This window comes from Novimethylophilus sp. (assembly GCF_036504375.1).
Classification (GTDB): domain Bacteria; phylum Pseudomonadota; class Gammaproteobacteria; order Burkholderiales; family Methylophilaceae; genus Novimethylophilus.
In genome coordinates, this window is the sequence record NZ_DASXVH010000049.1 from 23,964 (window position 1) to 47,529 (window position 23,566).

Here is a 23,566-nt window from a genome sequence, read left to right on the forward strand (position 1 = left end):
CTTAGCTATTTTCGGTAGAGCCGATTTTCGCCGCGATGCGGCTCAGAATCAGCGGCGAAACAAATTTGCCCACGTCGCCGCCAAGCTGGGCAATTTCCCGCACCAGGCTGGCGGAAACGAACATGTATTGCTCCGAAGGCGTCAGGAATAAGGTTTCGACATCGGGAAAGATATTCCGGTTCATGCCGGCGAGCTGGAATTCGTATTCGAAATCCGACACCGCGCGCAAGCCTCTGAGCACGATTTGCGCCCCCTGCTCGCGCACGAACTGCATCAGCAGGCCGGAAAAGCCCGCCACCCGCACGTTGGGACAATCCGCCAGCGCGGCTGCGGCCATTTCCACCCGTTCCGCCTGGGTGAAGAACGGGCGCTTGGCCGGATTGTCGGCCACGGCGACGACGACCTCGGGAAAAATCCGCGACGCGCGGCGCACGATATCCTCGTGCCCGCAGGTGATGGGGTCGAAGGTGCCGGGATAGATGGCTTTATGTTGCATTTGAAGATCCATCCATCAATTTTAACAGGTGATAGTGCACATTGCCCGCCTTGCCGTGCTTGACCACCTGCCAGCCGTTGGCGTCGGCCAGCATGGTTTCCGCTTCGGCATATACCACGCCATCCGCCGCCAGATGCCCCGCCAGTCGCGGCAACAGCTTCTGCTGCCAGCCCTGGCCGTAGGGCGGATCGAGAAAAATCACGTCGAAGCGCCGGGCATTCTGCATGAGGAACTGCACGGCATCGGCGCGCACGATGCTGGCCTTGTCGGCCTTGAGCACGTCGGCGTTATCGAGCAGCGCGCGGTACACGGCGGGATTGTTTTCCACCATTACCGCCGTCGCCGCGCCGCGCGACAACGCCTCAAACCCCAGCGCGCCGCTGCCGGCGAAGAGGTCGAGGCAGATGAGGCCGTGCAGTTCCTGCCCCAGCCAGTTGAACAGCGTCTGGCGCACCCGGTCCGGCGTGGGCCGCAGGCTCAATGCATCGGGAAAGCGCAGCAAGCGGCTGCGCCATACTCCGGCGCCGATCCTGACCTTATTTTGCGTCTGAGCCAACGACTACGGTCACCATATTATCCGGCTTGATGCGCCGCGCGAATGCATCCTTGATTTGCGCCACCGTCACCTTGTTCACGCTGCCAACGTAGTCGTCCAGCCAGGTCAGCGGCAGGCTATAGAAGCCGATCACTTCCAGGTAATCCAGCACCTTGGCGTTGCTGTCGAGACGCAAGGCGAAACCGCCGGTGAGGTTGTCCTTGGCGGCTTTCAGTTCCTGCGCCGCAGGTCCGTCCTTGACGAATTTCTTCAGCGTGTCGCGCACCAGCGCCAGCGCCTGGCCGGTTTGCTCGCGCTTGGTCTGCAAACCTATCTGGAAGGGTCCGGCTTCGCGCATTGGCATGAAATAACTGTAGACGCTGTAAGCCAAACCGCGCTTTTCGCGCACTTCCTCGGTCAGGCGCGACACGAAGCCGCCGCCGCCCAGGATGTAGTTGCCGACATAGAGCGGAAAATAGTCCGGATCTATGCGCTTGATGCCGGGATAACCCAGCAGGATATGCGACTGCGCCGCCGGATGCGGGATGCGTTTTTCCACCGGCTGCAGCGGCAGCGGCAGCGGCGGGATCGCAGCGGCGGCTGGACCGTCCGCCAGCTTGGCGGTCAACTGCTCGGCCAGCTGCTCGGCCTGGCTCCGCGTCAGGTCGCCAATGACGGCGACGATCGCGCCATGGCGGGTGTAATGCGCACGATAGAACACGGCCAAATCGTCGCGGCTGATTTTTTCCACCGTTTCCGGCTCCACGGCTTCATCGTTGCCGTACGGGTGGCTGCCGTACAGTGCGGCCGAGAATGCCTTGGCGGAAATACTCTCGGGCTGGGTCGCCGCTTCGCGCAGGCCGGCGATGGTGCGGGCCTTCTCGCGCTCCAGCACGGCGGCGGGGAAATCCGGCTGCTGCAAGACGGTTGCGAACAGCCCCACCGCTTGACTGCGCTCGCGCTCGCTGGACAAGGTGCGCAGCTTGAGGCCGGCGCGGTCGGGATCGAAATCACCGCCCAGTTGCGCGCCCAGCTCGGCAAATTTGCCAGCGATCCGGTCGTCGCTCAGTCCGCCCGCGCCCAGCGCCAGCATGCCTTGCGTCATCGCCGCCGTGCCGGCCTTGTCGCGGGTGTCGAAGCTGCTGCCGGCAGAGAAATTGACGCTGACGTCGAGGATGGGCAGATCGTGGTTCTCGACGAAATACACCTGGGCGCCGGAAGCGCTTTGCCAATGCTGGATCGGCAGCCCGGCCCGGGCAGTCACGGATATCAGGCCCAGCAGAACAGCCAGAAAAACTTTATTAATGTACATGCGGCATCTCCTTGTGCTTGGGCGCGTTTTCGTCGAGCGGCTGCGGATCCAGCGTCGCCACCGTCAGCTTGTCGTCGTCGAGATATTTACGTGCCACCGCCTGTACCTGTTCGGCCGTGACCGCCTGCAAGCGCTTGGGATATTCATCCAGCAGACGCCATGACAAGCCCACACTTTCCAGCTGGCCGATTTGCATCGCCTGGTAGAACATCGAATCGCGCTTGTAGACATCGGATGCGATCACCTGCGCCTTGACGCGCTGCAGCTCGTCTTCGGTCACGCCGTTTTCCTTGAGATTGTCGATCTCGCCGCGGATCGCCAGTTCCAGGTCTTGTACCGTAGCCCCTTCGCTCGGCGTGCCGTCGAACTCGAACATGGACGGACCCCGGTTGAGCATGTCGTAGCCGGCACCGATATCCACCGCGATGCGGTCGCGCCGCACCAGGTCGCGGTTGAGGCGGGACGCGGCATTGCCGTCGAGCACGCCGGCCAGGATTTCCAGCGCATAGGGTTCCCATTCCTCGGCGCTACGCAACGCAGGCGCGGGGTAGCCCATCGCCAGGTAGGGCAGCTTGGCCTGAGCCTTGACCGCCACCCGGCGCTCGCCCTTCTGCTCCGGCTCCGTCTGCGGTTTGCGTTGAGGCAGCTTGTGGGCTTTAAGCGAACCGAAATATTGCTGCGCCAGCTTGAACACCTGCCTGGGATCGACATCGCCCACCACCACCAGCGTGGCGTTGTTCGGCGCGTACCAGGTGCGATACCATGCCCTGGCGTCTTCCGCCGTCATATGTTCGAGGTCGTTCATCCAGCCGATTACCGGCCGGCCGTAAGGATGCACCTGATGGGCGACCGCCATGAACTGCTCGCCCACCTGCGCTTGCGGCTTGTCTTCGGTGCGCCAGCGGCGTTCTTCCATCACTACCTGGATTTCTTTGGAGAATTCATCGGTGGTCAAGCGCAGATTTTCCATGCGGTCGGCCTCCAGCTTCATTGCCAGCCCAAGCCTGGATTTCTCGAGTTGCTGGAAATACACCGTGTAGTCGTGGCTGGTAAAAGCGTTTTCCTTGCCGCCCGCCGCCGCGACAATGCGCGAAAACCGGCCGGCCGGCACCGCCTTCGTGCCCTTGAACATCATGTGCTCCAGCACATGCGCGACGCCGGTAGTGCCGTTGAACTCGTCTATGCTGCCGACGCGGTACCACACCTGCGACACCACCACCGGCGAGCGGTGGTCTTCCTGCACCACCACCTTGAGGCCATTGGGGAGCCTGAATTCTTGAATGTGCTGGTCGGCTGCGGCCGATAGCGACAGCGACAACAACAGGAAAGCGAGGATTTTTCTGGTCACGAGATGATTCTCCTTTTTCGGGCGCAATTATACCGCCCGATATGACACGGCACAGACGGATTTGGTTCGGGCAGGTTAAAATACAATTCATGTTCAACCTATTCAAAAAGCAAGACGAGGCGCCGGCGTCCAGCCCCAGCTGGGCCGAGCGCCTCAAGGCCGGCCTCTCGCGCACGCGCGACACGCTCAATACGCCGATTTCCGAGCTGTTCAGCGGCGGCAAGATCGACGAAGCGCTGTACGAGGAGCTGGAATCGCATTTATTGATGGCCGACTGCGGCGTTTCCGCGACGCAGGAGCTGCTGGAAGACGTGCGCGGCCAGGTCAGTCGCAGCGCGCTCAAGGATGCCGGCGAACTGCGCGGCGCCCTGCGCCAGGCCATGACCACCTTGCTCGCCCCGCTGGCCAAACCGCTGGACACCGGCACCCATAAGCCCTTCGTCATCATGCTGGCGGGCGTCAACGGCGCCGGCAAGACCACCACGATAGGCAAGCTCGCCTGGCGCTTGCAAACCGAGGGCAAATCGGTGCTGATCGCCGCTGGCGACACCTTCCGCGCCGCCGCGCGCGAGCAGCTGGAAGCCTGGGGGGAGCGCAACAACGTGCACGTCGTCGCGCAGGATGGCGGCGACCCGGCCGCGGTGATCTTCGACGCAGTCAACTCGGCCAGAGCCCGTGGCATCGACGTCGTCATCGCCGACACCGCCGGGCGCCTGCCGACGCAGTTGAACCTGATGGAAGAAATCCGCAAAATCCAGCGCGTGATCGGCAAGGCGCTGCCCGACGCCCCGCACGAAATCCTGCTGGTGCTGGACGCCAATACCGGCCAGAATGCGGTGGCGCAGGTCAAGGCCTTCGACGATGCACTCAACATCAGCGGCCTGGTGCTGACCAAGCTCGACGGCACCGCCAAGGGCGGCGTCATCGCCGCCATCGCCAAGACGCGGCCGATCCCGGTGCGCTTCATCGGCGTGGGCGAACAGATCGACGACCTGCAGCCGTTCGATGCCGCAGAATTCAGCGAGGCCTTGTTTTCATGAGGCGATTCCTCACCGTAGCGCAGGCGGCCTCGCCTGCAATTGACGGATATTTGCGATGTGCGCTTGCAGGCGGGGCCGCCTGCACTACAGGGTTATGATCAAGTTCGATCAAGTCACCAAGCGCTACCCCGGCGGCCACGAAGCGCTGCGCAACGTCTCGTTCGAAATCGGCAAGGGCGAGATGGCCTTCATTACCGGCCATTCCGGCGCCGGCAAAAGCACCTTACTGAAGCTGGCCGCCGCAATCGAGCGACCGACCGCGGGCACCATCCTGCTCAACAACCAGAACATCGGCGCCATGCGTCGTGCCGGCCTGCCCTATGTGCGGCGCAATTTCGGCCTGATTTTCCAGGACCATAAACTGCTCTACGACCGCAACGCCTTCGACAACGTCGCGCTGCCGCTGGCGATCGACGGTATCGGCGGGCGCGAGGCCGGCAAGCGCGTACGCGCCGCGCTGGACAAGGTAGGCCTGCTGCCGCGCGAGAGAGCCATGCCGATCGCGCTGTCCGGCGGCGAGCAGCAGCGCCTGGCAATCGCCCGCGCCATCGTCAGCCGCCCGGCGATTCTGCTGGCGGACGAACCCACCGGCAATCTGGACGCCAATTATGCCCGCGACATCATGGCGCTGTTCCGTTCATTTAATGAAGTTGGCGTCACCGTGCTGATCGCCACCCACGATGCCGGCAGCGCCGCTTCGGGCAATGTGCTGCATCTCGACCATGGGGTGCTCGCCCGATGAACGCCTGGTTGCATGCCCACCGGCAGGCGCTGATGCTGGTACTGAAAAAATTGCGCGCCGCGCCGCTGGCCAACCTGGTCATGGCCGGCGTCATCGGCGCCACGTTGAGCCTGCCGGCCGGGCTGTATCTGCTGATCGATAACCTGCGGGCCGCAGCAGGCGGCATAGAAACCGAGCCGCGAGTGACGCTGTTCCTGGCGCTGGACGCGCCTGCGGATGCCGTCAAGGATATTGACCGGCGCCTGCGCCAGCATCCCGAAGTGCGCGATTTCCGTTTCCTCGGCCGCGGCGCCGCCTGGCGCGAATTGCAGGAAAAGAACGGGTTGCAGGATACTCTTGGCGGCCTGGAAAAGAATCCGCTGCCCGATGCCTATATCGTGCACGCCAAAAGCACCGACCCGGCCGCCGTCGAAACATTGCAAAAGGAATTCTCCGGCTGGCCGCAGGTGGAGCATGCGCAGCTCGATGCCGCCTGGATCAAGCGCCTGTATGCGCTGCTGCAGCTGGGCAACAAGGCGGTGCTGATCCTGGCCGGCTTGCTCGGCTTCGCGCTGGTGGCCATCGTCGGCAACACGATACGCCTGCAGATCCTCACCCAGCGCGAAGAAATCGAGGTCAGCAAGCTGATCGGCGCCACCGACCGTTTCATCCGCCGCCCCTTTCTTTACACCGGCACCATGCAGGGCCTCGCCGGCGGCGTCACGGCCTGGATCATCCTGTTTGCTGCGCTTTATATCTTCAATCTATCGGTGGACGACATCGCCCGCCTGTACGCGTCGGATTTTCGCCTCAATCCGCTGGGGCAGCAGGCCAGCCTGCTGCTGGTCGGCGGCTCGGCGCTGCTGGGATGGCTGGGGTCTTACTGGGCGGTAAACCGCTATCTGTCCCGGCTGGATCGACCCTGAGCGCGCGGCTCCGCGTCGGGCATGACGTTTTCCCATAGAAATTCCAGAAAGGCCTTGGCCACCACCGAAAGCTGCTTGCCGCGGGGGTAGGCGATATGCCACTGGCGCACGATGGGAAAACCCTCGACGTCCAGCACCACCAGCTCATTCATGCCGTCCATGCCCAGCGTATGACGCGACAGCACCGAAATCCCCAGCCGCCCCAGGATCGCCTGCTTGATCGCCTCGTTGCTGCCCAGCTCCATGCGGATATTGGGTTTGATGCCGTGGCTGGCGAACATCTGCTCCACCGACAGGCGCGTGCCAGAACCGATTTCGCGCATCAGGAACGGTTCTTCCTCCAGGCGCGCGATGGGAATGTTGCGTACCCCCACCAGCGGATGCTCTGGATGGGCGAGCACGACCAGTGCATTTTCCAGGAATGGCCGCGCGTCCAAGGCGACGTGGCTCACCGGCTGGCACAGGATGTACAGATCGTCCAGATTTTCCGCCGCCCGATCCAGGACTTTCTGGCGATTGGTGACTTTGAGCGAAACCTCGATGCCGGGATGAATACGCGAAAACTCTCCCAGCATGCGCGGCGCGAAATATTTGGCGGTGGTGGAAACGGTAAGGCGCAGCTTGCCCTTCTTCAGCCCCTGCATGTCCGCCACCACCATGTCGTAGTGTTCCAGCGCTTGCAGGATTTCGCGCGCAGTCGTCGCCAGCTCCTGGCCGGCATCGGTGAGCCGGATCTGGCGCCCTATCTGCTCATAGATCGGCAAGCCGACGGCATCGCTCAATTTTTTCATCTGCATCGAAACCGTGGGCTGGGTGAGGTGCAGCTCCTCGGAGGCGCGGGTAAAGCTGCCCAGACGGGCAATGGCCTCGAACACTTCAAGCTGGCGGAATGTGGCATGACGCATCATGGTGTCAACTCCAACTCATAGATAATAGTCTACCAAAACCATAGGAATTATTGATTTTTATTAATCCCCAAGCTCTGACAAACTTTTGTTTAATAGCACCCTTAGGGACGGCGCTTGCCGCCGTTTTTTCCAGCAAGTTTTAATACTCAATTCTCGCCAGGAGGAAGAAATGTCAGACATAGGAACCATGAAAGAAGGGAGGGAACGCTACAAGGCCGGCGTGATTCCCTATGCCAAGATGGGCTACTGGGAGCCGGACTACCAGCCCAAGGATACCGACCTCATCGCGCTGTTCCGCATCACGCCGCAGGAAGGCGTGGACGCGGTTGAAGCCGCAGCCGCCGTGGCCGGCGAATCTTCCACCGCGACCTGGACCGTGGTGTGGACCGACCGCCTTACCGCCTGCGAACTGTACCGTGCCAAGGCCTACCGCGTCGACCCGGTGCCCAACACCGGGCCCGGCACCAGGACCGACCAGCAGTATTTTGCCTATATCGCCTACGACCTGGACCTGTTCGAGCCCGGCTCCATCGCCAACCTGACGGCCTCCATCATCGGCAACGTGTTCGGCTTCAAGGCGGTCAAGGCGTTACGGCTGGAAGACATGCGCATTCCGATAGCCTATCTCAAGACCTTCCAGGGTCCGGCCACCGGCATCGTGGTGGAGCGCGAGCGCCTCGACAAGTTCGGCCGGCCGCTCTTGGGCGCGACCACCAAGCCGAAATTGGGCCTGTCCGGCCGCAATTATGGAAGAGTCGTCTATGAAGCGCTCAAGGGCGGGCTGGATTTCGTCAAGGACGACGAGAACATCAACTCGCAGCCGTTCATGCACTGGCGCGACCGCTTTCTCTACTGCATGGAGGCGGTCAACCGGGCATCCGCCGCGACCGGCGAGGTCAAGGGGCATTACCTCAACGTCACCGCCGGCACCATGGAAGAAATGTACGAGCGCGCCGAGTTTGCCAAGTCTCTGGGGTCGGTGATCGTGATGATAGACCTAGTGATCGGCTATACCGCGATTCAGTCCATGGCCAAATGGGCACGCAAGAACGACATGATTCTGCACCTGCACCGCGCCGGCAATTCGACCTATTCGCGCCAGAAGAACCACGGCATGAACTTCCGCGTGATCTGCAAGTGGATGCGCATGGCGGGCGTGGACCATATCCACGCCGGCACCGTGGTGGGCAAGCTGGAGGGCGACCCGCTGATGATCAAGGGCTTCTACGACACGCTGCGCGAGTCGCATACGCCGGTCAGCCTGGAGAACGGCCTTTTCTTCGACCAGGACTGGGCTTCGCTCAACAAGGTGATGCCGGTGGCCTCGGGCGGCATCCATGCCGGCCAGATGCACCAGCTGCTGCACTATCTGGGCGAGGACGTGGTGCTGCAGTTCGGCGGCGGAACCATAGGCCATCCGATGGGCATCCAGGCCGGGGCGACCGCCAATCGGGTGGCGCTGGAGGCAATGATCCTGGCGCGCAACGAAGGCCGGGACATCTGGAATGAAGGCCCGCAGATCCTGGAAGCCGCCGCCAAATGGTGCAAGCCGCTCGCCGCCGCGCTGGATACCTGGAAGGACATCACCTTCAACTACTCCTCGACCGATACCGCGGACTTTGTGCCCACGGCGACGGCATCCCTATAAACATTCGTATCAAGGAGGACAGCATCATGCGCATCACCCAAGGCCAGTTCTCGTTCCTGCCCGATCTCACCGACGAGCAGATCACCAGCCAGATCCAGTACATGCTGAAGAACAACTGGGCGGTCAACGTCGAATATACCGACGACCCGCATCCGCGCAACACCTACTGGGAAATGTGGGGCATGCCGATGTTCGATCTCAAGGACCCGGCCGGCATCATGATGGAAATCAGGGAATGCCGGAGCACCTATCCCAACCTCTATATCCGCGTGACCGCATTCGACAGTTCGCGCGGCTGGGAAACCCCGCGCATGTCGTTCATCGTCAACCGGCCCCCGGACGAGCCTGGATTCGGCCTGGTCAGGCAGGAGCAAAGCGGGCGGCATATTCATTACACCATCCACTCCTATGCGACCGACAAGCCGGAAGGCAGCCGTTATCGCTGATGCGTATGGGACAATGCCATGGATGACGACAGCGAACAGGTCTCCGATGCCACGCCGGTAGACCTGAAAAAAGTTTACGAAGAATCCAATATCCAGGAAGTCCTCGACCAGCTGGAGAAAGAGCTGGTGGGCTTAAGGCCGGTCAAGGACCGCATCCGCGAAATCGCCGCGCTGCTGCTGATCGACAAGCTGCGCGAGCAGGTGCAGCTGAGCGCCCAATCGCCTTCGCTGCACATGTGTTTCACCGGCAACCCCGGCACCGGCAAGACCACGGTGGCGATGCGCATGGCGGAGATTCTTCACCGCTTGGGCTATGTGCGGCAAGGCCATGTGGTGGCGGTGACGCGCGACGATCTGGTGGGCCAGTACATCGGCCATACCGCGCCCAAGACGCGCGAGGTGCTGAAGAAGGCGATGGGCGGCGTACTGTTCATCGACGAGGCTTATTATCTCTACAAGCCGGAAAACGAGCGCGACTACGGCGCGGAATCGATCGAAATCCTGCTGCAGGTGATGGAAAACCAGCGCGACGATCTGGTTGTCATCCTGGCCGGCTACAAGGATCGCATGGACAAGTTCTTCCAGAGCAATCCCGGCATGTCGTCGCGCATCGCACACCACATCGATTTTCCCGATTACTCGGCGGAGGAGTTACTTCAAATAGCCAAGCTAATGATGGCCAAGCTCAACTATCGCTTCAGCCCCGACGGCGAGAAAGCTTTTGCCGACTATATTGAGAAGCGCATGCAGATGCCGAATTTCGCCAATGCGCGCTCGATCCGCAACGCGCTGGACCGGGCCCGGCTGCGCCAGGCCAACCGCCTGTTCGCCAGCCACGGCAAGGCGCTGACGCGCAAGGATCTGGTCACGCTAGAACCCGAGGACATTCTTGCCAGCCGGGTATTCGCGCAGCAGCCAGAACAGTAAATCCGGAGCGCCAGTTGCGCCAATTGCCGGAGCGGCATTGCCTGAAGCATTTGCCGGCGCAGCCTCAGGATTGAGCAAGAAAAATTTCCGGGGCGGAAAAAGCGCTCGCGATGCGGTCGTAAACCATTCTTATCCGGGCCGGCACCGGACCCCGACGAGGCCGGTAAACGTACAAATCCCACGGCGGCGGCGTATGTGCCTCAAGCACTCGAACCAACCTTCCGCCACGGATATGAGGGATGGCCAGCCAATCCGCGAGCTGCCCGAACCCTATGCCATTGAGGACAAGACCCAGTTCGATTTCAGCGTCGTCCGTGACAAATGCGGTCGCCCTCGGGGTGAATTGCTGGCTATCGGCAAAATACCACGGCCAGCGACGGCCGGAGTTCTTATCGACCAGCGCGATTGTCGGGAGGTCGAGCAACGCTTGTATGCCGGCCGGACGCCCTACGCGGGCAATCAACTCGGGCGACGCGACGGCGAGAAAATAAGTCTTCGCTATCGCCCGCGCGACGAAACTGCTGTCCCGCAAAAAACCGACCCGGATGCCGATATCGATTTGCTCCTCGATGACGTCGGCAATCGTGTCGGACAGCCGCAAGTCGAGATTGATATGGGGATATTCTGCGGCAATTTTGCTCAGTACCGGCAGCAAAAAACGGCGGCCGATCACGGTGGGCGCGGTAATCCGCACGCTTCCCGCCATGTCCGCCGTAGGCTCTTTGCTGCCGCGCTTGAAAAGGGCGTCGATGTCCGCAACCGTATCCCGCGCACGATGGGCAAGCTGTTCTCCGTAATCCGTGATGCGCATCTGGCGCGTGTTGCGATAGAACAAGGGCTCGCCGACAATGAGCTCCAGTTCTTTCACCGCGCGCGTCACGGCTTGCGGGGAAACGCCCAGACGGGCGGCAGCCTCCTTGAAACTGGTGGCCTCGGCGGCTACGCAAAATATGCGCATCATTTCCAGTCGGTTAAGCATTTATTCGTAATTCCTGGAGGCAAGCCAGATTATTCCACAATCTGGAATTCTAAAATAACATCATTTCCATTTATTGCCTCATTCATTCTCCTTCATACTATCGCGAGTTCATAAAAAGAAAGGATGCTTCATGGTCACTTTGAACATCAACGGGAAAGACGAACAACTGGACGCGCCGGACGACATGCCCATCTTGTGGGCCTTGCGCGACATCGCCCATTTAACGGGCACGAAATTCGGCTGCGGCGTGGCGCAGTGCGGCGCCTGCACGGTGCATCTGGACGGGCAGGCAATCCGGTCCTGCATTACGCCGGTCTCGGCCGCGGTCGGCAAGAAAATCACGACGATAGAGCATATTAGCAATGACAAGGTAGGCCAGGCCGTGCAGGCCGCCTGGAGCGAGATCGACGTGGTGCAATGCGGCTACTGCCAATCGGGCCAGATCATGGCGGCGACTGCCCTGCTTGCCGGCAACAAAAGCCCGAGCGACGCCGATATCGATACCGCGATGAGCGGCAACATCTGCCGCTGCGGCACCTATCAGCGCATCCGCGCCGCCATTCATGCCGCCGCCGGCAAGCTGGCTTAAGGAGAACCCGATGAATGCCCCGCTCAACATTTCAAGACGCCAATTCATCAAGGCCAGCGCTTTCATCGCCGGCGGCCTGGTGATCGCCTTTACCATCCCTCAGGCCAAGCGCTTCCTGCTGCCTGCCGCAAACGCCGCGGAAAACAACAATGCAAAACTGCCGCCCCCCAACGCCTTCCTGCGCATAGGCACGGACAACACGATCACGGTTCTGCTCGCCCACAGCGAGATGGGCCAAAGCATCTGGACCACGCTGCCCATGCTGATCGCCGAAGAACTGGACGCGGACTGGAGCAAGATCAAGGTGGAGCACGCGCCGGCGTTGCCGGTTTATTCGCATACGGCTTACGGTCTCCAGATGACGGGCGGGTCGTCCACCACCTGGTCGGAGTTCGACCGCTACCGCCAGGCCGGCGCGCTGACGCGCGCCCTGCTGGTGAATGCAGCTGCGGCACAATGGAACGTGGCGCCAGCGGCTTGCAGCACCGAAAACGGCATGGTGATCGCTGGCGACAAACGGGCGGGCTACGGCGAACTGGCCGAAGCCGCCGCCAAGCTGCAAACACCGACCTCCGTTACCTTGAAAGAGCCAAAAGACTGGAAAATCATCGGCCGCGCCACCAAGCGCCTGGACGGTCCGGAAAAAACCAACGGCAGCGCGGTGTTCGGCCAGGACGTGTATTTTCCCGGCCTGCTGACCGCCGTGGTTGTCCGTCCGCCCGTATTCGGCGCGATGGTGAAAGCGTTCGATGCCACCGCGGCCAGAAAAATCAAGGGTGTGAAAAACGTGGTGCAGGTGCCGAGCGGGGTAGCGGTAATCGCCGACAATTTCTGGGCGGCCAAGCAAGGCCGCGATGCGCTCAAGGTGGATTGGGCCCTGGGCCAGAATGCCGCGCTGGATTCCAGGACACTGCTGGAAGATTACAGGAAAACCGCCGCCACCGAGGGCCTGGTGGCAGCCAAAGCGGGCGACAGCAAAACCGGTTTAGCCAAGGCCACCAAAACTATAGAGGTCGAATATTCCGCACCTTATCTGGCGCATGCGCCGATGGAACCGCTCAATTGTACGGTGCGCATAGATAAAGACGTGTGCGAAATATGGACCGGCACGCAAATGCAGGGCGTGGACCAGTTGGCGGTCGCCAAGGCCTTGAATCTCAACCCGGAACAGGTGCAGATTCACACCGTCTTTCTGGGAGGCGGTTTCGGCCGCCGCGCCAATCCACACTCGGATTTTGCGGTGGAAGCGGCGCACATTGCCAAGGCCGCCGGCGCGCCGGTAAAAACGGTCTGGACACGGGAAGACGACATCAAGGGCGGCTATTACCGCCCGATGTTTCTGCACAAAGCCCGCGTGGGGCTCGGCGCAGACGGGCTGCCGGTTGCCTGGGAGCATGTGTGCGTAGGTCAATCGATCATCGCCGGCACGCCGTTCGAAGGCTTCCTGGTCAAGAACGGCATCGATGCGACGTCGGTAGAGGGCGTGGCCGATTCCCCCTATTTTAAGGGCATTGCCAACTATAAGATCGCTCTGCATTCGCCGAAAATCGGCGTTCCCGTGCTGTGGTGGCGCTCGGTGGGCCACAGCCACAGCGGATTCGTCATGGAAAGCCTGATCGACGAGCTGGCGCATGAGGCCGGCAAGGATCCGCTGGAATACCGCCGTGCACTGCTCAAGAACCACCCGCGCCACCTGGCGGCGCTCAACCTGGCCGCCGACAAGGCCGGCTGGGGCGGCGCGCTGCCCAAGGGCAGATTCCGCGGACTCGCCGTGCACGAATCCTTTGGCAGCTATGTCGCGCAAGTCGCCGAGGTTTCGGTCAACAAAGGCGCCGTCAAGGTGCATCGCGTGGTATGCGCGATCGATTGCGGCTTGGCGGTGAATCCCGATTCGCTCGTCGCACAGGTGGAATCGGCCATCGCGTTCGGCCTGGGTGCGGCGCTGCAAAGCGAAATCAGCTTCAAGGGCGGCCGCGTGCAGCAGTCGAACTTCAACGATTACCAGGTGCTGCGCATGAACCAGATGCCCACGCTGGAGGTGCATATCGTGCCCAGCACCGAGAAAATGGGCGGCGCGGGCGAGCCGGGCGTGCCGCCGATTGCCCCGGCGGTGGCCAACGCCATTTTCGCCGCCACCGGCAAACGCATTCGCACTTTGCCGATCGGCGATCAACTCGGCAAAACATAAAGGGGGCACCTTTATGAATTCGCTGGATTGGGAAGTCCTCACTCGTGCCGCTGAATGGTTGCGCCACGGTCATCGCGCGCATCTGTTTACCGTGGTGCAAACCTGGGGGTCGGCGCCGCGCCTGCCAGGAGCGGTGCTGGCCGTGCGCGAGGACGGCCATCTGGTAGGCTCGGTATCCGGTGGCTGCATCGAGGACGACTTGGCCGACAAGGCCCGCGCACAAGCGCTGCCGCAAGCGCCGGCGCTGATGGAATACGGCGTCAGCCGGGACGACGCGCAACGTTACGGCATTCCCTGCGGCGGCCGCCTGCAGATATTCGTCGAACCTTTGCATGACGCGACACAGCTGACCCCGGTCATCCACAGCATTGAACAAAGGAAACCGCTCAAGCGCTCGGTGCGCCTCGGCACGGGAGAAATCCGGCTGGGCGAAGCCCTGCCGGGCAGCACGCCCATGCTCGACGGCGACTGGTTCCATAACTATTTCGGGCCAGAATGGCGTTTGCTGATTATCGGGGCCAACCAATTGGGCGCGGTGCTGGCAAACATGGCGCAGACGCTGGATTTCGACGTGCTGGTGTGCGATCCGCGCGCAGACATCCGCGCCGAATGGCGGATCGAAGGCGTGACGTGGACGGAAGGCATGCCGGACGACGCCGTCATCGCGATGCGGCCAGACCCGCATACCGCCATCGTCGCGGTCACGCACGACCCCAAGCTGGACGACATGGCCCTGCTGGAAGCGCTCAAATGCGATGCGTTTTATGTGGGCGCGCTGGGCTCGCGCAAGAACCAGGAAAACCGGCGCGAACGCATGCGCATGTTCGACCTGAATGAAACCGAAATTGCCCGCTTGCGCGGCCCGGTGGGCTTGCCGATAGGCAGCCGCACGCCGGCAGAAATCGCCGTCGCCATCCTCGCCGAAATCATCCAGGTGCGCACGCAGCAACGGCTGGCCGCCGCGCAGTCTGCCGCTTCGCATCGCGCTGAAAATCTTGCGGGCAGAGCCTGTGCGGCTTGAAGTTCAGGCTACGCCGATATCGGACAGGGTGTCGATATCGGCCAGTATCCCCGTATCGTCGCATGCAAGCGTGTAAATCTCGTCCTGGTAGCGTTTGAGAATCGAACGCGCGCCTTCATCCCCGCGCAAATTTTCCAGGTTGTTGCGGAATTTCGCCGCAAAAGCGACAGGATGTCCGCGCCGCCCCCGATACGCCGGCACCACGACGGAAGCGCCCGACATCAGCTTGCCGGCAACGTCGGCAATGGTTTGCGGGCGTATGAACGGCATATCGGCCAATGCGATAACGAAACCGTCGACGGACTCGGCAAATCGCGCAGAAAACCTGACTGCCGCCGCGAGGCTATCCGCCATTTCCTTTTCATGCGCGCCACAGGCCATGACGTGCATGCCAGCGGCCTTGAGTAACTCCCCAAGCTCCTGATTTTCAGGTCTGACGATAGCGATAGCAGCCGGCACCGCCTGCACGAGATTTTGGGCGGCAGCCAGTCCAATCGGCCGTCCATCGCTCAAACAATGCATCAGCTTGTCGCTCGTACCAAACCTGCGGGAAAAGCCCGCTGCTAAAAGAATTCCTATCGTCATCAATAAAATCAGCCCCCGATACATCATATGCCGCCGCCACGCCAGGCAACTTCTGCGCGGAATCGCGAGTCCAACGGAAGTTTTATGGCTCAATCACCAGGCCATGCCAATATTCAACCTGTGGCATTCTGTCATTCTGCATGATTAGGGCGTGTTCACACTAATTTCACGACAGGAGGTCTGCCATGGGATCATATCGACTTCAAATTCGCCCTGCCCGTTGCCGCGCTTGCCTTTTGGGTTGGGTCTTCGCATTCGGCACCGCGAAAGAAGAGCTAGGCTCTGTCGGTTTACCCGCTTGACGTCCGGTTTGACCGGGCGTTTTTCATTTAGCGGCTTGAAGACCCGCACCGTCGGCCCTATCTAGCAAGTGAATACGTTATCGCAGGAATTTTTATGGATACTCCACTGCACCTCGTCTGTCCCCACTGTCACGCGGTCAATCGCATGCCGGCAGCGCGCCTTGCCCAGCATCCCGGTTGCGGGCAGTGCCACCAGCCGATTTTCACTGGGCGTCCGGTCGAGCTGACTGCATCCACTTTCGCCAGGCATCTTGGCCGCAACGACATTCCGCTACTGGTGGATTTCTGGGCACCGTGGTGCGGACCCTGCAAAATGATGGCGCCGGCTTTCGAGCAGGCGGCGAACGTGCTGGAGCCCAACCTGCGGCTGGCGAAGGTGAACACCGAGACCGAGCAGATGCTGGCCAATCAGTACGGCATCCGCAGCATTCCGACCTTGGCGCTGTTCAAAGGCGGCCGTGAAGTCGCACGCCAGGCCGGCGCCATCGGTGTGAAAGAAATTGTGCAGTGGGCGAATACCCATCATTGACTGTTGCCGGGCCTATTCCGGGCATTTATAAAACCGGGCTAAAACAATCCGACTTGATCGTCTTTACCGCATCGGCGAGCGCGGTGATGGCGCTGTTGCGGACGAAGCTCTTGCGCCAGGCCAGCGCGATTCTGCGCGTCGGCACCGGAGCATCGAATGGAATCATGCGCAGCAATGGGTTGCGGTAACGCTCGCTGGCAGCGCTGCAAGGCAGCACGGTGATGCCCAGGCCGGAAGCCACCATATTGCGTATCGTTTCCAGCGAATTGCCTTGCAGCACTTCGCCCTTGCGGGAGAGTTCCGGGCAGGCCTCGACCACCTGATTGCTGAAGCAGTGTCCGCTATTCAGCAGCAGCACTTTCTCGCCTGCCAGATCGGCAGCTCCTATGCTGGTTTTGTCGGCCCAGCGATGATCGGCCGGCACCACGACGACAAACGGCTCGTCATAGAGCTCCACGGTTGCGATGCCCGGCAGATCGAACGGCAACGCGATGACTGCGGCATCCACGACGCCATTGCGCAACTGGGTTTCCAGGCTGGCAGTGGTGTTCTCTTCCACATCCAGCGGCATCTCTGGCGCTTTGTCGCGCAGCACCGGGATCAGTTCCGGCAATAGGTATGGCCCTACGGTGTAGATCACGCCCAGCCGGATCGAGCCCACCAGTTGATCGGCGCCTTGCCGCGCCATTTCCTTGATTTTCGCCACATCGTCCAGCACGCGTATCGCCTGTTCGACGATCTGCTCGCCGACGCCGGTCAAGGCGATGTCGGTTTTCCTGCGCTCGAACAGCTGCACCCCGAGCTCTTCTTCCAGTTTCTGGATCGCCAGGCTGAGCGCGGGTTGGCTGACAAAGCAGCGTTCTGCGGCGCGGCGGAAATTGCGTTCGCGCGCGACGGCGACGATATAGCGCAGTTCATTCAGTGTCATGGTTCAACTCCCGTCACAATGATAAGAATAATAAATCAAAACAATTGAAACATACAATTGGATTTATCAATAAACCGCCCCTAGAATGCTTTTCATCGTCAAGCGACGAATCGATTAACCAAGGCTCAGGAGGACATCATGCAGCGACCGGGATTGAAAACCATGCAAAACCTCGAATCCGCTTTTGCCGGAGAATCGATGGCGCATATCAAGTACCGCTATTTCGCCAAACTGGCGCGCGCAGCAGGCGATGAACACACCGCCAGGGCGTTCGAGGAAACCGCCAACCAGGAAGTGATGCACGCTTTCGGCCATCTAGACTTGCTCTACCCCAAGGCGGAAATGACACCGGCCAGGTGCCTGGAAATCGCGATTGCCGGCGAGACCTATGAATACACCGAAATGTACCCGGGTTTCCGCCACACCGCCGAAGCCGAAGGCAACAGCGATGCGGTGAAGGAAATCGACGCGCAGGTCGCCGAATCGCAGGAACATGCGCGGCACTTCGCCGCCGTGCTGGCGCTCGCCGCCAAGCGTTTTGCCGCGCTGGCCAGGGTGGAAGAGCGTCATGCCAACCGGTACCGCAGCATATTGGCCAAAGTGGTGGCTTGATTGAGGCAAAGAAGAGATTTTCGGGGTGGTCGCAAGCGCCAGAATTTTGCCGGATAGCAAAGAGAAAGGTATCTTGTTTTCTCTCCCGCCTGGGAGAGAGAGGCAAGTTTTAATATATCAGGAGACAGAGAATGAAAGTTTGGCAATGCATCGTATGCGGCTTCATTTATGATGAGGCCAAGGGATTGCCGGAAGAAGGCATCGCCCCGGGCACGGCCTGGGAAAGCATTCCCGCCGACTGGGCGTGTCCAGACTGCGGCGTCGGCAAATCCGACTTTGATATGGTCGAAATCTAGGAAGTCTTCAGCGGCTCATTCACCACCAGGAGGATAGAAAAATGGCTATCGATATTGGTATCAGCGAACAGGATCGCGCGGAAATCGCGCAAGGGTTGTCGCGTCTGCTGGCCGACACTTACACGCTTTACCTGAAGACTCATAACTTCCATTGGAACGTGAAAGGGCCAATGTTCCAGACCTTGCACCTGATGTTCGAAACGCAGTACAACGAACTGGCGCTGGCGGTCGACCTGGTGGCCGAGCGCATCCGCGCGCTGGATTTTCCCGCACCCGGCACTTACCGCGAGTTCGGCAAACTGACCTCGATCGCCGAGAGCGAAGGCGTACCAGCCGCCCGCGAAATGATCCGGCAATTGGTCGACGGCCAGGAAGCCGTGGCGCGCACCGCGCGCTCGCTGTTTCCTGTGGTGGAACGTGCCAACGATCAGCCTACGGCTGACCTGTTGACGCAGCGCCTGCAGGTGCATGAAAAGGCGGCATGGATGTTGCGCAGCTTGCTGGAAGAATAAATATACATGGAACCCATCATCATTCTGGGCAGCGGGCTTGCCGGCTATACCCTGGCCCGCGAGTTTCGCAAACTGGACGCCGCCGCGCCGCTGACAATCATCACCCGCGACGACGGCAGCGTCTATTCCAAACCCATGCTGTCGAATGCCTTCGCCGCCGGCAAAACACCGGCACAATTGGCCACTGCAACGGCGGAAAAAGCCGCGCTGGATCTGAATGCAAACGTCCTGCCCCATGCGGAGGTCATCGCGATCGACACCGCCGCAAAGAAAGTGCAAACGACAGCCGGCAACTACCGTTACCGCGCACTGGTGTTTGCGATCGGGGCCGATCCGATCCGGCCGCCGCTGGGCGGTGACGCGGCCGCCGATGTGTATTCGGTCAATGACCTGGCGGATTACGCCCGGTTTCGCGCTGCGCTCGAACCCGGCAGCGAAGTCGCCATACTCGGCTCGGGCCTGATCGGCTGCGAATTTGCCAACGATCTTGCGGCAGCGGGATTTGCCGTCACCGTGATCGGGCCTGCCGAATACCCCTTGCAGCCGTTGATCCCCAGGCTGGCCGGCGATGCACTGCAACAAGCCCTGAAGCAGATCGGCGTGCAATGGCGCCTTGGACGCACCGCGGTGTCCGCCGCCAGGAACGGCAAGAAAATCGAACTGCGGCTCGACGACGGGAGCAACGTCAGCGCGGATGTCGTCCTGTCCGCGATCGGCCTGCGCCCCCGCACAGGACTGGCGCAAGCCACCGGCATCGCGGTCAACCGCGGCATTGTCGTGGATGGCAGCCTGCGCACCAATGACCCCGACATTTACGCGCTCGGCGATTGCGCCGAAATCGAAGGCCGCGTAATGCCCTTCGTGATGCCCATCATGCATGCGGCGCGGGCATTGGCGAAAACGCTGGCCGGCACCCCCGCCACCGTGTCGTTCCCCTTCATGCCGGTAGCCGTCAAAACCACGATCTATCCTATCGTGGTGCAACCGGCGCCGGCTGGCGTCGATGCCAGCTGGGTGGCAATGGAAGCGGACAACGGGTTTCAACTCTGGCAGATCGACCACAGCGGCAAGCTCCACGGGTTTGTGCTGACGGGCGTCAAGACGCGGCAACGAGCAGCCATGCTGGCCAAGCTTGAGCAGGCGTAAGAAACTTCTTATTTATATTTGCGGAACTGCCCGACCACCACGCCGAAAATCTCCAGCTTGCCTTGGGGGCGGATTACCGGATAGGCCTTGTTGGCAGGCAGCAGGACGAATTGGTTTTTCTCGCGCGCCAGGGTCTTCAAGGTGAATTCATCGTCGACGATCGCCACCACGATATCGCCGACATTGGCGAGTTGCCGTTTTTCGACGATCACGACATCGTCGGGCATGATGCCGGCGTCTATCATCGAATCGCCCTTCACGGTAATCAACACGGTCTGCGAAGGACGCTCGACCAGAAATTCGTCTATGCTCAGCGTGTCGTGCCTGTCATTGGCGGCGGGCGATGGGAAACCGGCCCTCACCGTGCTGTCGGCGATCATGCGCTCGAAAAAGCGCGCGCCGGGCTTCAAGCGCTTGTCCGGCGCCGAGTCGAGATAACCCTGCAGCTTGAGCCGGGCTACCAGTGCCGAAACGGCGTTTTTTGACTTGAATCCCAGCATTTGGGCAATGGCGGAGAAAGACGGCAGCGTCTTTTGGTCTGCGTAATAATCCTGCAGCTTGGCGAGATAATCGATGTCGGAGCCCATGGCAGAGAGAATACTGTACGCTCGTCCAGCCGTCAACTGCCGCATGAAATTCCGTCACTGATGAAAATCATTAGGCGCAATTCATGACCGTCTCGAATACCCAAGTAAAACGCCTAGGTATAGTACGCGTCATACGAACCAGCGAAGTCGATTCGCTTGCGAGTTTTTCCCAATGCCTTAAGGAGACTACCATGTGGAGCAAGCCCGAAGTTACTGAAATGCGTTTCGGTTTTGAAGTGACGATGTACGTCTGCAACCGTTAAGCCGATGATCACCGGCCGGTATTCCCGGTCATTCTGGAAAATGGCAGCTTCGGCTGCCATTTTTCATTGGGCAAACTGTTTCAGTCCGGATACGTCCAACTTTTACCGCACAACCTGCCGTCGCGCTGCCGTTCGGCCTTAATACTTAAGCCGCCATGGAAACAGCAGCCCGGATAGCCTAGCTACTCAGGCAACCGTCTTCCCATACCCGGCAGGATTCGATCATCAATTCCTTATCGACGCACAGTTCGTGGATCATCGTCGCCGTGTCGCCGGAGCCCGCGATATAGTCCACGCTGAACTGATCGCCGGAAGGCGCGACGATCACCTTGCAACCGGCTGCAATCGCCACCGCCAAGGCTGCAGCGACATCCCAGATCTTGGCCCTGAGGCCATAGGCGCACTGCAATCTTCCCGCCGCGGCGAAGCAGATATTGACCGCGGTGCTGCCCAGGCGCAGGCAGCCGCGGGTTTGTTCGTTGACCGAACCGAACAATTCGTATTGCCTGGCACGATGAGCGGCATCGTGAACCGCGTTGGCAAAGCCGGCTCCCACCAATGACGCACTGAAAGACCTATGCCGGTGCAGCAAAGGAGTTCCGTTCAGCAGCGCCACCTGCCCCGCAGTCGAATACAGCTGGTCGAGCCGGGGCAAGTAAACCGCCCCGGCCAGAAAATCGAGCCCGCAGCATAAGCCTGCGCAAATGCCGAAATAATCCATCCCATGAGCAAAGTTGGCCGTTCCGTCGATCGGATCGACCACCCACATCAGCTTGTCCTCGTGCAGCGCATACACGCTTCCTGTCACGCTCTCCTCGCTCAGCGCCGGATAAGCGGATTGCGCCAGAATATCCAGCATTGCCCGCTCGACCTCGATGTCGATGGCGGTCACGATGTCGCGCGGCGACTCCTTGGTCTGGATATCCAGGGCAGCGGCAGAGTGCGACGCGATGCGTCCGCCCTCGCGCACCGCCGATATTGCCAACCGGTTTTCTTCCTCCCATGAATGCTGCATATCCTGCCTCTTGTCAAAGTTCGTGTTATCCGAAAAGCATACACACTAACAGCGCAACACGGGGAACTATGAAAGCGTTCCTGGTGCCGCACGAGTATGATTGGCCGGATAACACCAGTGTTCTGGCCCATTAAAGTCGTAAACATGGCACTCTATTAAATCAATAAGTTATAAAAGCAGGATCGATAGCTAAAGTCGTAAACAAATTGCGCATTGGCAGTACCTTCTGGATGACCCCGTCACCGGTGACCAGTTTGAACAATTAGACAACCGCAAGGTATACGGTGGAGCAGTTACCCGGCACGGGGATGGCCAACTAGCTGGGCAACCCCTGACACAATCATTTGGCGCGCAGGCACGCTATGACCAGATTGACACGGTTGGGCTTTTTCATACTGTGGCCCGGCAACGTATCGGCACGGTGCGGCAGGATAGCGTGGATCAGGTTAATGGTGCGCTCTGGTGGCAAGCCGATTGGCAAGCCACAGAGCAACTACATGCCTCATTAGGCTTGCGTGGCGACATTTATCATTTCGACGTTGATAGCGACAACCCGCTCAATTCCGGGCAAGCCAGCAGTCGCTTATTTAGTCCGAAATTCGGGCTGGCTTGGCGCACAGGGAAAGACACCGATCTTTATTACAATTGGGGCCGCGGCTTCCACAGCAACGATGGGCGTGGAGCAACCATCCAGGTTGATCCAAAAACAGGTGCGGCGGCGGATAAAGCCAATCCGCTGGTCCGGGCGGAAGGTAAGGAAATTGGGCTGCGCGCAGTTTGGCTACCAAACTGGCATAGCACACTGGCGCTATTCCAACTCGATATTGATTCTGAACTGTTGTTTGTTGGCGATGTGGGAGCAACCGAGGCCAGCCGCCCCAGCAAGCGTACCGGTATCGAATAGACTAACCATTATCGGCCATTCTCATGGCTTTATGTTGATGCTGATTTCGCCGTGTCACGCGCTCGGTTTACTGATTCCGATGTGGTTGGGAACAGAATTCCCGGCTCCATCGAACAAATGGCCTCTATCGGAGTGGCAGCGGAACGTGAACTAGGATGGTTTGGCTCGGCCAGATTGCGTTATTTTGGTCCTCGTCCGCTGATCGAGGACAACAGCGTACGTTCCAAAGGCTCAATGCTGGTCAACGGGCGGCTTGGTTATCATTTCGACAAAAAAACCACCGTGGCGCTGGATGTACTTAACATGTTCGACCGCAAGGTCTCGGATATCGATTATTTCTATACCTCGCGCTTGGCGGGTGAACCTGCCGCCGGTGTGGACGATATTCACTCGCATCCAGCAGAACCACGTACCTTTCGTCTGACAGTAACACTGGAATACTGAGTTGATGCAGGAGGCCTGGAGCGGTAGTAGCATAGGACGGCCTAAATAGGCCGAAGAAACATATCTAGAACGCATCACGATTTTACTGGATGAAGAGCTTGATCCTTTCGCACGCCGACGGACTCATAATCCGTTGGTGCTGGGTTCGACTCCCAAGGATCCCCGCCAGTGTCTGCAAGGGCAATCAACCCGAGCTATAAGCTCGAGCTTTTTGTTGTGTTGTCCATTTCTGGTCCAGACAAGGAGATGAGGGTGATTGGTTGTTCATTTGTAGTAGTCGCGACCCGATCTGACAGATATCCTCGACGGCAACATTCCCAGAATACTTTATCACCAAGGCAATAAATATCCCCTAACTC

General features: G+C 60.2%; 27 protein-coding genes. 17 read left to right on the forward strand and 10 right to left on the reverse strand.

The window, feature by feature from the left end; genetic code table 11:
- Position 1 precedes the first annotated feature (1 nt).
- The 4 genes from coaD to VGK14_RS07565 are packed head-to-tail and all read right to left on the reverse strand — an operon-like array spanning position 2 to position 3,691.
- On the reverse strand, positions 2 to 496 hold the full coding sequence (gene coaD, locus VGK14_RS07550; RefSeq protein WP_331508379.1) for a pantetheine-phosphate adenylyltransferase: 495 nt from the start codon (positions 494 to 496) through the stop codon (positions 2 to 4).
- Positions 486 to 1,052: a 16S rRNA (guanine(966)-N(2))-methyltransferase RsmD gene (gene rsmD, locus VGK14_RS07555; protein ID WP_331508380.1), complete on the reverse strand. Its 567-nt coding sequence runs from the start codon at positions 1,050 to 1,052 to the stop codon at positions 486 to 488. The genes coaD and rsmD overlap by 11 nt, the downstream gene beginning before the upstream one ends.
- On the reverse strand, positions 1,033 to 2,343 hold the full coding sequence (locus tag VGK14_RS07560; protein WP_331508381.1) for a pitrilysin family protein: 1,311 nt from the start codon (positions 2,341 to 2,343) through the stop codon (positions 1,033 to 1,035). The genes rsmD and VGK14_RS07560 overlap by 20 nt, the downstream gene beginning before the upstream one ends.
- Positions 2,333 to 3,691 carry a M16 family metallopeptidase gene (locus VGK14_RS07565; RefSeq protein ID WP_414691709.1) on the reverse strand — a complete coding sequence of 453 codons (1,359 nt, stop codon included), beginning with the start codon at positions 3,689 to 3,691 and terminating at the stop codon, positions 2,333 to 2,335. Before VGK14_RS07565 ends, VGK14_RS07560 begins: the two co-directional genes overlap by 11 nt.
- Positions 3,692 to 3,780: 89 nt before the next feature.
- On the opposite strand from VGK14_RS07565, the gene ftsY reads away from it, so the two are divergent.
- The 3 genes from ftsY to ftsX all read left to right on the forward strand — a co-directional run bounded on the left by ftsY (position 3,781) and on the right by ftsX (position 6,378).
- Positions 3,781 to 4,731, forward strand: coding sequence for a signal recognition particle-docking protein FtsY (ftsY, locus tag VGK14_RS07570; RefSeq protein WP_331508382.1), 951 nt, complete (start codon positions 3,781 to 3,783; stop codon positions 4,729 to 4,731).
- 94 nt (positions 4,732 to 4,825) lie between these two features.
- Positions 4,826 to 5,473, forward strand: a complete 648-nt coding sequence (gene ftsE, locus VGK14_RS07575; RefSeq protein ID WP_331508383.1) for a cell division ATP-binding protein FtsE — start codon at positions 4,826 to 4,828, stop codon at positions 5,471 to 5,473.
- A complete protein-coding gene (ftsX, locus tag VGK14_RS07580; protein WP_331508385.1) occupies positions 5,470 to 6,378 on the forward strand; it encodes a permease-like cell division protein FtsX in 909 nt (302 codons plus the stop codon). Before ftsE ends, ftsX begins: the two co-directional genes overlap by 4 nt.
- Here ftsX and VGK14_RS07585 read toward each other — a convergent pair.
- Complete coding sequence (locus VGK14_RS07585) at positions 6,351 to 7,286, reverse strand: LysR family transcriptional regulator (RefSeq protein ID WP_331508386.1); 936 nt, start codon at positions 7,284 to 7,286, stop codon at positions 6,351 to 6,353. The genes ftsX and VGK14_RS07585 overlap by 28 nt on opposite strands.
- A 169-nt stretch (positions 7,287 to 7,455) precedes the next feature.
- Here VGK14_RS07585 and VGK14_RS07590 point away from each other — a divergent pair, with 169 nt between their 5' ends.
- Genes VGK14_RS07590 through cbbX form a run of 3 tightly spaced genes read left to right on the forward strand, consistent with a single transcriptional unit; the run spans position 7,456 to position 10,307 of the window.
- Positions 7,456 to 8,934: a ribulose-bisphosphate carboxylase large subunit gene (locus VGK14_RS07590; RefSeq protein ID WP_331508387.1), complete on the forward strand. Its 1,479-nt coding sequence runs from the start codon at positions 7,456 to 7,458 to the stop codon at positions 8,932 to 8,934.
- Between the two features lie 26 nt (positions 8,935 to 8,960).
- Entirely contained in the window at positions 8,961 to 9,380 is a 420-nt protein-coding gene (locus VGK14_RS07595) for a ribulose bisphosphate carboxylase small subunit (protein ID WP_331508388.1), read from the forward strand.
- A gap of 18 nt (positions 9,381 to 9,398) precedes the next feature.
- Entirely contained in the window at positions 9,399 to 10,307 is a 909-nt protein-coding gene (cbbX, locus tag VGK14_RS07600; RefSeq protein WP_331508389.1) for a CbbX protein, read from the forward strand.
- Positions 10,308 to 10,371: 64 nt separating this feature from the next.
- Here cbbX and VGK14_RS07605 read toward each other — a convergent pair whose 3' ends face one another.
- Complete coding sequence (locus VGK14_RS07605; RefSeq protein ID WP_331508390.1) at positions 10,372 to 11,286, reverse strand: LysR family transcriptional regulator; 915 nt, start codon at positions 11,284 to 11,286, stop codon at positions 10,372 to 10,374.
- Positions 11,287 to 11,416: 130 nt separating this feature from the next.
- Here VGK14_RS07605 and VGK14_RS07610 point away from each other — a divergent pair, with 130 nt between their 5' ends.
- From VGK14_RS07610 to VGK14_RS07620, 3 genes are read left to right on the forward strand one after another with little or no spacing between them, the layout of a single operon-like run.
- Entirely contained in the window at positions 11,417 to 11,875 is a 459-nt protein-coding gene (locus VGK14_RS07610) for a (2Fe-2S)-binding protein (RefSeq protein ID WP_331508391.1), read from the forward strand.
- Positions 11,876 to 11,885: 10 nt separating this feature from the next.
- Positions 11,886 to 14,063 carry a xanthine dehydrogenase family protein molybdopterin-binding subunit gene (locus tag VGK14_RS07615; RefSeq protein WP_331508392.1) on the forward strand — a complete coding sequence of 726 codons (2,178 nt, stop codon included), beginning with the start codon at positions 11,886 to 11,888 and terminating at the stop codon, positions 14,061 to 14,063.
- A gap of 13 nt (positions 14,064 to 14,076) precedes the next feature.
- The gene (locus VGK14_RS07620) at positions 14,077 to 15,084 is read left to right on the forward strand and encodes an XdhC family protein (RefSeq protein ID WP_331508393.1); all 1,008 of its coding nucleotides are present in this window, start codon (positions 14,077 to 14,079) and stop codon (positions 15,082 to 15,084) included.
- A 3-nt stretch (positions 15,085 to 15,087) separates the two neighbouring features.
- Here VGK14_RS07620 and VGK14_RS07625 read toward each other — a convergent pair whose 3' ends face one another.
- Complete coding sequence (locus VGK14_RS07625; RefSeq protein ID WP_331508447.1) at positions 15,088 to 15,696, reverse strand: nucleotidyltransferase family protein; 609 nt, start codon at positions 15,694 to 15,696, stop codon at positions 15,088 to 15,090.
- A 369-nt stretch (positions 15,697 to 16,065) separates the two neighbouring features.
- On the opposite strand from VGK14_RS07625, the gene trxC reads away from it, so the two are divergent.
- Positions 16,066 to 16,500 (forward strand): thioredoxin TrxC, encoded by a 435-nt coding sequence (trxC, locus tag VGK14_RS07630; protein WP_331508394.1) that lies wholly within the window; start codon positions 16,066 to 16,068, stop codon positions 16,498 to 16,500.
- Between the two features lie 25 nt (positions 16,501 to 16,525).
- Here the strand turns inward: trxC and VGK14_RS07635 are convergent, their stop codons facing one another.
- Complete coding sequence (locus tag VGK14_RS07635) at positions 16,526 to 17,428, reverse strand: hydrogen peroxide-inducible genes activator (RefSeq protein WP_331508395.1); 903 nt, start codon at positions 17,426 to 17,428, stop codon at positions 16,526 to 16,528.
- A gap of 138 nt (positions 17,429 to 17,566) precedes the next feature.
- Between VGK14_RS07635 and VGK14_RS07640 the strand changes: the two genes are divergently transcribed.
- The 4 genes from VGK14_RS07640 (at position 17,567) to VGK14_RS07655 (ending at position 19,994) form a co-directional block, all read left to right on the forward strand.
- Positions 17,567 to 18,040: a rubrerythrin family protein gene (locus VGK14_RS07640; protein ID WP_331508396.1), complete on the forward strand. Its 474-nt coding sequence runs from the start codon at positions 17,567 to 17,569 to the stop codon at positions 18,038 to 18,040.
- A 131-nt stretch (positions 18,041 to 18,171) separates the two neighbouring features.
- The gene (locus VGK14_RS07645; protein ID WP_331508397.1) at positions 18,172 to 18,336 is read left to right on the forward strand and encodes a rubredoxin; all 165 of its coding nucleotides are present in this window, start codon (positions 18,172 to 18,174) and stop codon (positions 18,334 to 18,336) included.
- A 41-nt stretch (positions 18,337 to 18,377) separates the two neighbouring features.
- Positions 18,378 to 18,848: a Dps family protein gene (locus VGK14_RS07650; RefSeq protein ID WP_331508398.1), complete on the forward strand. Its 471-nt coding sequence runs from the start codon at positions 18,378 to 18,380 to the stop codon at positions 18,846 to 18,848.
- Between the two features lie 6 nt (positions 18,849 to 18,854).
- Positions 18,855 to 19,994, forward strand: coding sequence for an NAD(P)/FAD-dependent oxidoreductase (locus VGK14_RS07655; protein WP_331508399.1), 1,140 nt, complete (start codon positions 18,855 to 18,857; stop codon positions 19,992 to 19,994).
- Positions 19,995 to 20,002: 8 nt separating this feature from the next.
- Here VGK14_RS07655 and VGK14_RS07660 read toward each other — a convergent pair whose 3' ends face one another.
- Positions 20,003 to 20,581, reverse strand: a complete 579-nt coding sequence (locus VGK14_RS07660) for a LexA family transcriptional regulator (protein ID WP_331508400.1) — start codon at positions 20,579 to 20,581, stop codon at positions 20,003 to 20,005.
- Between the two features lie 191 nt (positions 20,582 to 20,772).
- On the opposite strand from VGK14_RS07660, the gene pqqA reads away from it, so the two are divergent.
- Positions 20,773 to 20,844: a pyrroloquinoline quinone precursor peptide PqqA gene (gene pqqA, locus VGK14_RS07665; RefSeq protein WP_109016877.1), complete on the forward strand. Its 72-nt coding sequence runs from the start codon at positions 20,773 to 20,775 to the stop codon at positions 20,842 to 20,844.
- A 178-nt stretch (positions 20,845 to 21,022) separates the two neighbouring features.
- Here the strand turns inward: pqqA and VGK14_RS07670 are convergent, their stop codons facing one another.
- Positions 21,023 to 21,859 carry an inositol monophosphatase family protein gene (locus VGK14_RS07670; RefSeq protein WP_331508401.1) on the reverse strand — a complete coding sequence of 279 codons (837 nt, stop codon included), beginning with the start codon at positions 21,857 to 21,859 and terminating at the stop codon, positions 21,023 to 21,025.
- Between the two features lie 226 nt (positions 21,860 to 22,085).
- Here VGK14_RS07670 and VGK14_RS07675 point away from each other — a divergent pair, with 226 nt between their 5' ends.
- Both VGK14_RS07675 and VGK14_RS07680 read left to right on the forward strand, forming a co-directional pair.
- Entirely contained in the window at positions 22,086 to 22,763 is a 678-nt protein-coding gene (locus tag VGK14_RS07675; protein ID WP_331508448.1) for a TonB-dependent receptor domain-containing protein, read from the forward strand.
- A gap of 117 nt (positions 22,764 to 22,880) precedes the next feature.
- Complete coding sequence (locus VGK14_RS07680) at positions 22,881 to 23,207, forward strand: TonB-dependent receptor (RefSeq protein ID WP_331508402.1); 327 nt, start codon at positions 22,881 to 22,883, stop codon at positions 23,205 to 23,207.
- The last annotated feature ends 359 nt before the right edge of the window (positions 23,208 to 23,566 follow it).

What these genes read in the sequence shown, in the direction of transcription:
- coaD (WP_331508379.1), bottom strand. Translation starts at nt 496, where the DNA reads ATGCAACATAAAGCCATCTATCCCGGCACCTTCGACCCCATCACCTGC.
- VGK14_RS07560 (WP_331508381.1), bottom strand. Translation starts at nt 2,343, where the DNA reads ATGTACATTAATAAAGTTTTTCTGGCTGTTCTGCTGGGCCTGATATCC.
- ftsY (WP_331508382.1), top strand. Translation starts at nt 3,781, where the DNA reads ATGTTCAACCTATTCAAAAAGCAAGACGAGGCGCCGGCGTCCAGCCCC.
- ftsE (WP_331508383.1), top strand. Translation starts at nt 4,826, where the DNA reads ATGATCAAGTTCGATCAAGTCACCAAGCGCTACCCCGGCGGCCACGAA.
- ftsX (WP_331508385.1), top strand. Translation starts at nt 5,470, where the DNA reads ATGAACGCCTGGTTGCATGCCCACCGGCAGGCGCTGATGCTGGTACTG.
- VGK14_RS07585 (WP_331508386.1), bottom strand. Translation starts at nt 7,286, where the DNA reads ATGATGCGTCATGCCACATTCCGCCAGCTTGAAGTGTTCGAGGCCATT.
- VGK14_RS07590 (WP_331508387.1), top strand. Translation starts at nt 7,456, where the DNA reads ATGTCAGACATAGGAACCATGAAAGAAGGGAGGGAACGCTACAAGGCC.
- VGK14_RS07595 (WP_331508388.1), top strand. Translation starts at nt 8,961, where the DNA reads ATGCGCATCACCCAAGGCCAGTTCTCGTTCCTGCCCGATCTCACCGAC.
- cbbX (WP_331508389.1), top strand. Translation starts at nt 9,399, where the DNA reads ATGGATGACGACAGCGAACAGGTCTCCGATGCCACGCCGGTAGACCTG.
- VGK14_RS07605 (WP_331508390.1), bottom strand. Translation starts at nt 11,286, where the DNA reads ATGCTTAACCGACTGGAAATGATGCGCATATTTTGCGTAGCCGCCGAG.
- VGK14_RS07610 (WP_331508391.1), top strand. Translation starts at nt 11,417, where the DNA reads ATGGTCACTTTGAACATCAACGGGAAAGACGAACAACTGGACGCGCCG.
- VGK14_RS07615 (WP_331508392.1), top strand. Translation starts at nt 11,886, where the DNA reads ATGAATGCCCCGCTCAACATTTCAAGACGCCAATTCATCAAGGCCAGC.
- VGK14_RS07620 (WP_331508393.1), top strand. Translation starts at nt 14,077, where the DNA reads ATGAATTCGCTGGATTGGGAAGTCCTCACTCGTGCCGCTGAATGGTTG.
- VGK14_RS07625 (WP_331508447.1), bottom strand. Translation starts at nt 15,696, where the DNA reads ATGATGTATCGGGGGCTGATTTTATTGATGACGATAGGAATTCTTTTA.
- trxC (WP_331508394.1), top strand. Translation starts at nt 16,066, where the DNA reads ATGGATACTCCACTGCACCTCGTCTGTCCCCACTGTCACGCGGTCAAT.
- VGK14_RS07635 (WP_331508395.1), bottom strand. Translation starts at nt 17,428, where the DNA reads ATGACACTGAATGAACTGCGCTATATCGTCGCCGTCGCGCGCGAACGC.
- VGK14_RS07640 (WP_331508396.1), top strand. Translation starts at nt 17,567, where the DNA reads ATGCAGCGACCGGGATTGAAAACCATGCAAAACCTCGAATCCGCTTTT.
- VGK14_RS07645 (WP_331508397.1), top strand. Translation starts at nt 18,172, where the DNA reads ATGAAAGTTTGGCAATGCATCGTATGCGGCTTCATTTATGATGAGGCC.
- VGK14_RS07650 (WP_331508398.1), top strand. Translation starts at nt 18,378, where the DNA reads ATGGCTATCGATATTGGTATCAGCGAACAGGATCGCGCGGAAATCGCG.
- VGK14_RS07655 (WP_331508399.1), top strand. Translation starts at nt 18,855, where the DNA reads ATGGAACCCATCATCATTCTGGGCAGCGGGCTTGCCGGCTATACCCTG.
- VGK14_RS07660 (WP_331508400.1), bottom strand. Translation starts at nt 20,581, where the DNA reads ATGGGCTCCGACATCGATTATCTCGCCAAGCTGCAGGATTATTACGCA.
- VGK14_RS07670 (WP_331508401.1), bottom strand. Translation starts at nt 21,859, where the DNA reads ATGCAGCATTCATGGGAGGAAGAAAACCGGTTGGCAATATCGGCGGTG.
- VGK14_RS07680 (WP_331508402.1), top strand. Translation starts at nt 22,881, where the DNA reads ATGGCCTCTATCGGAGTGGCAGCGGAACGTGAACTAGGATGGTTTGGC.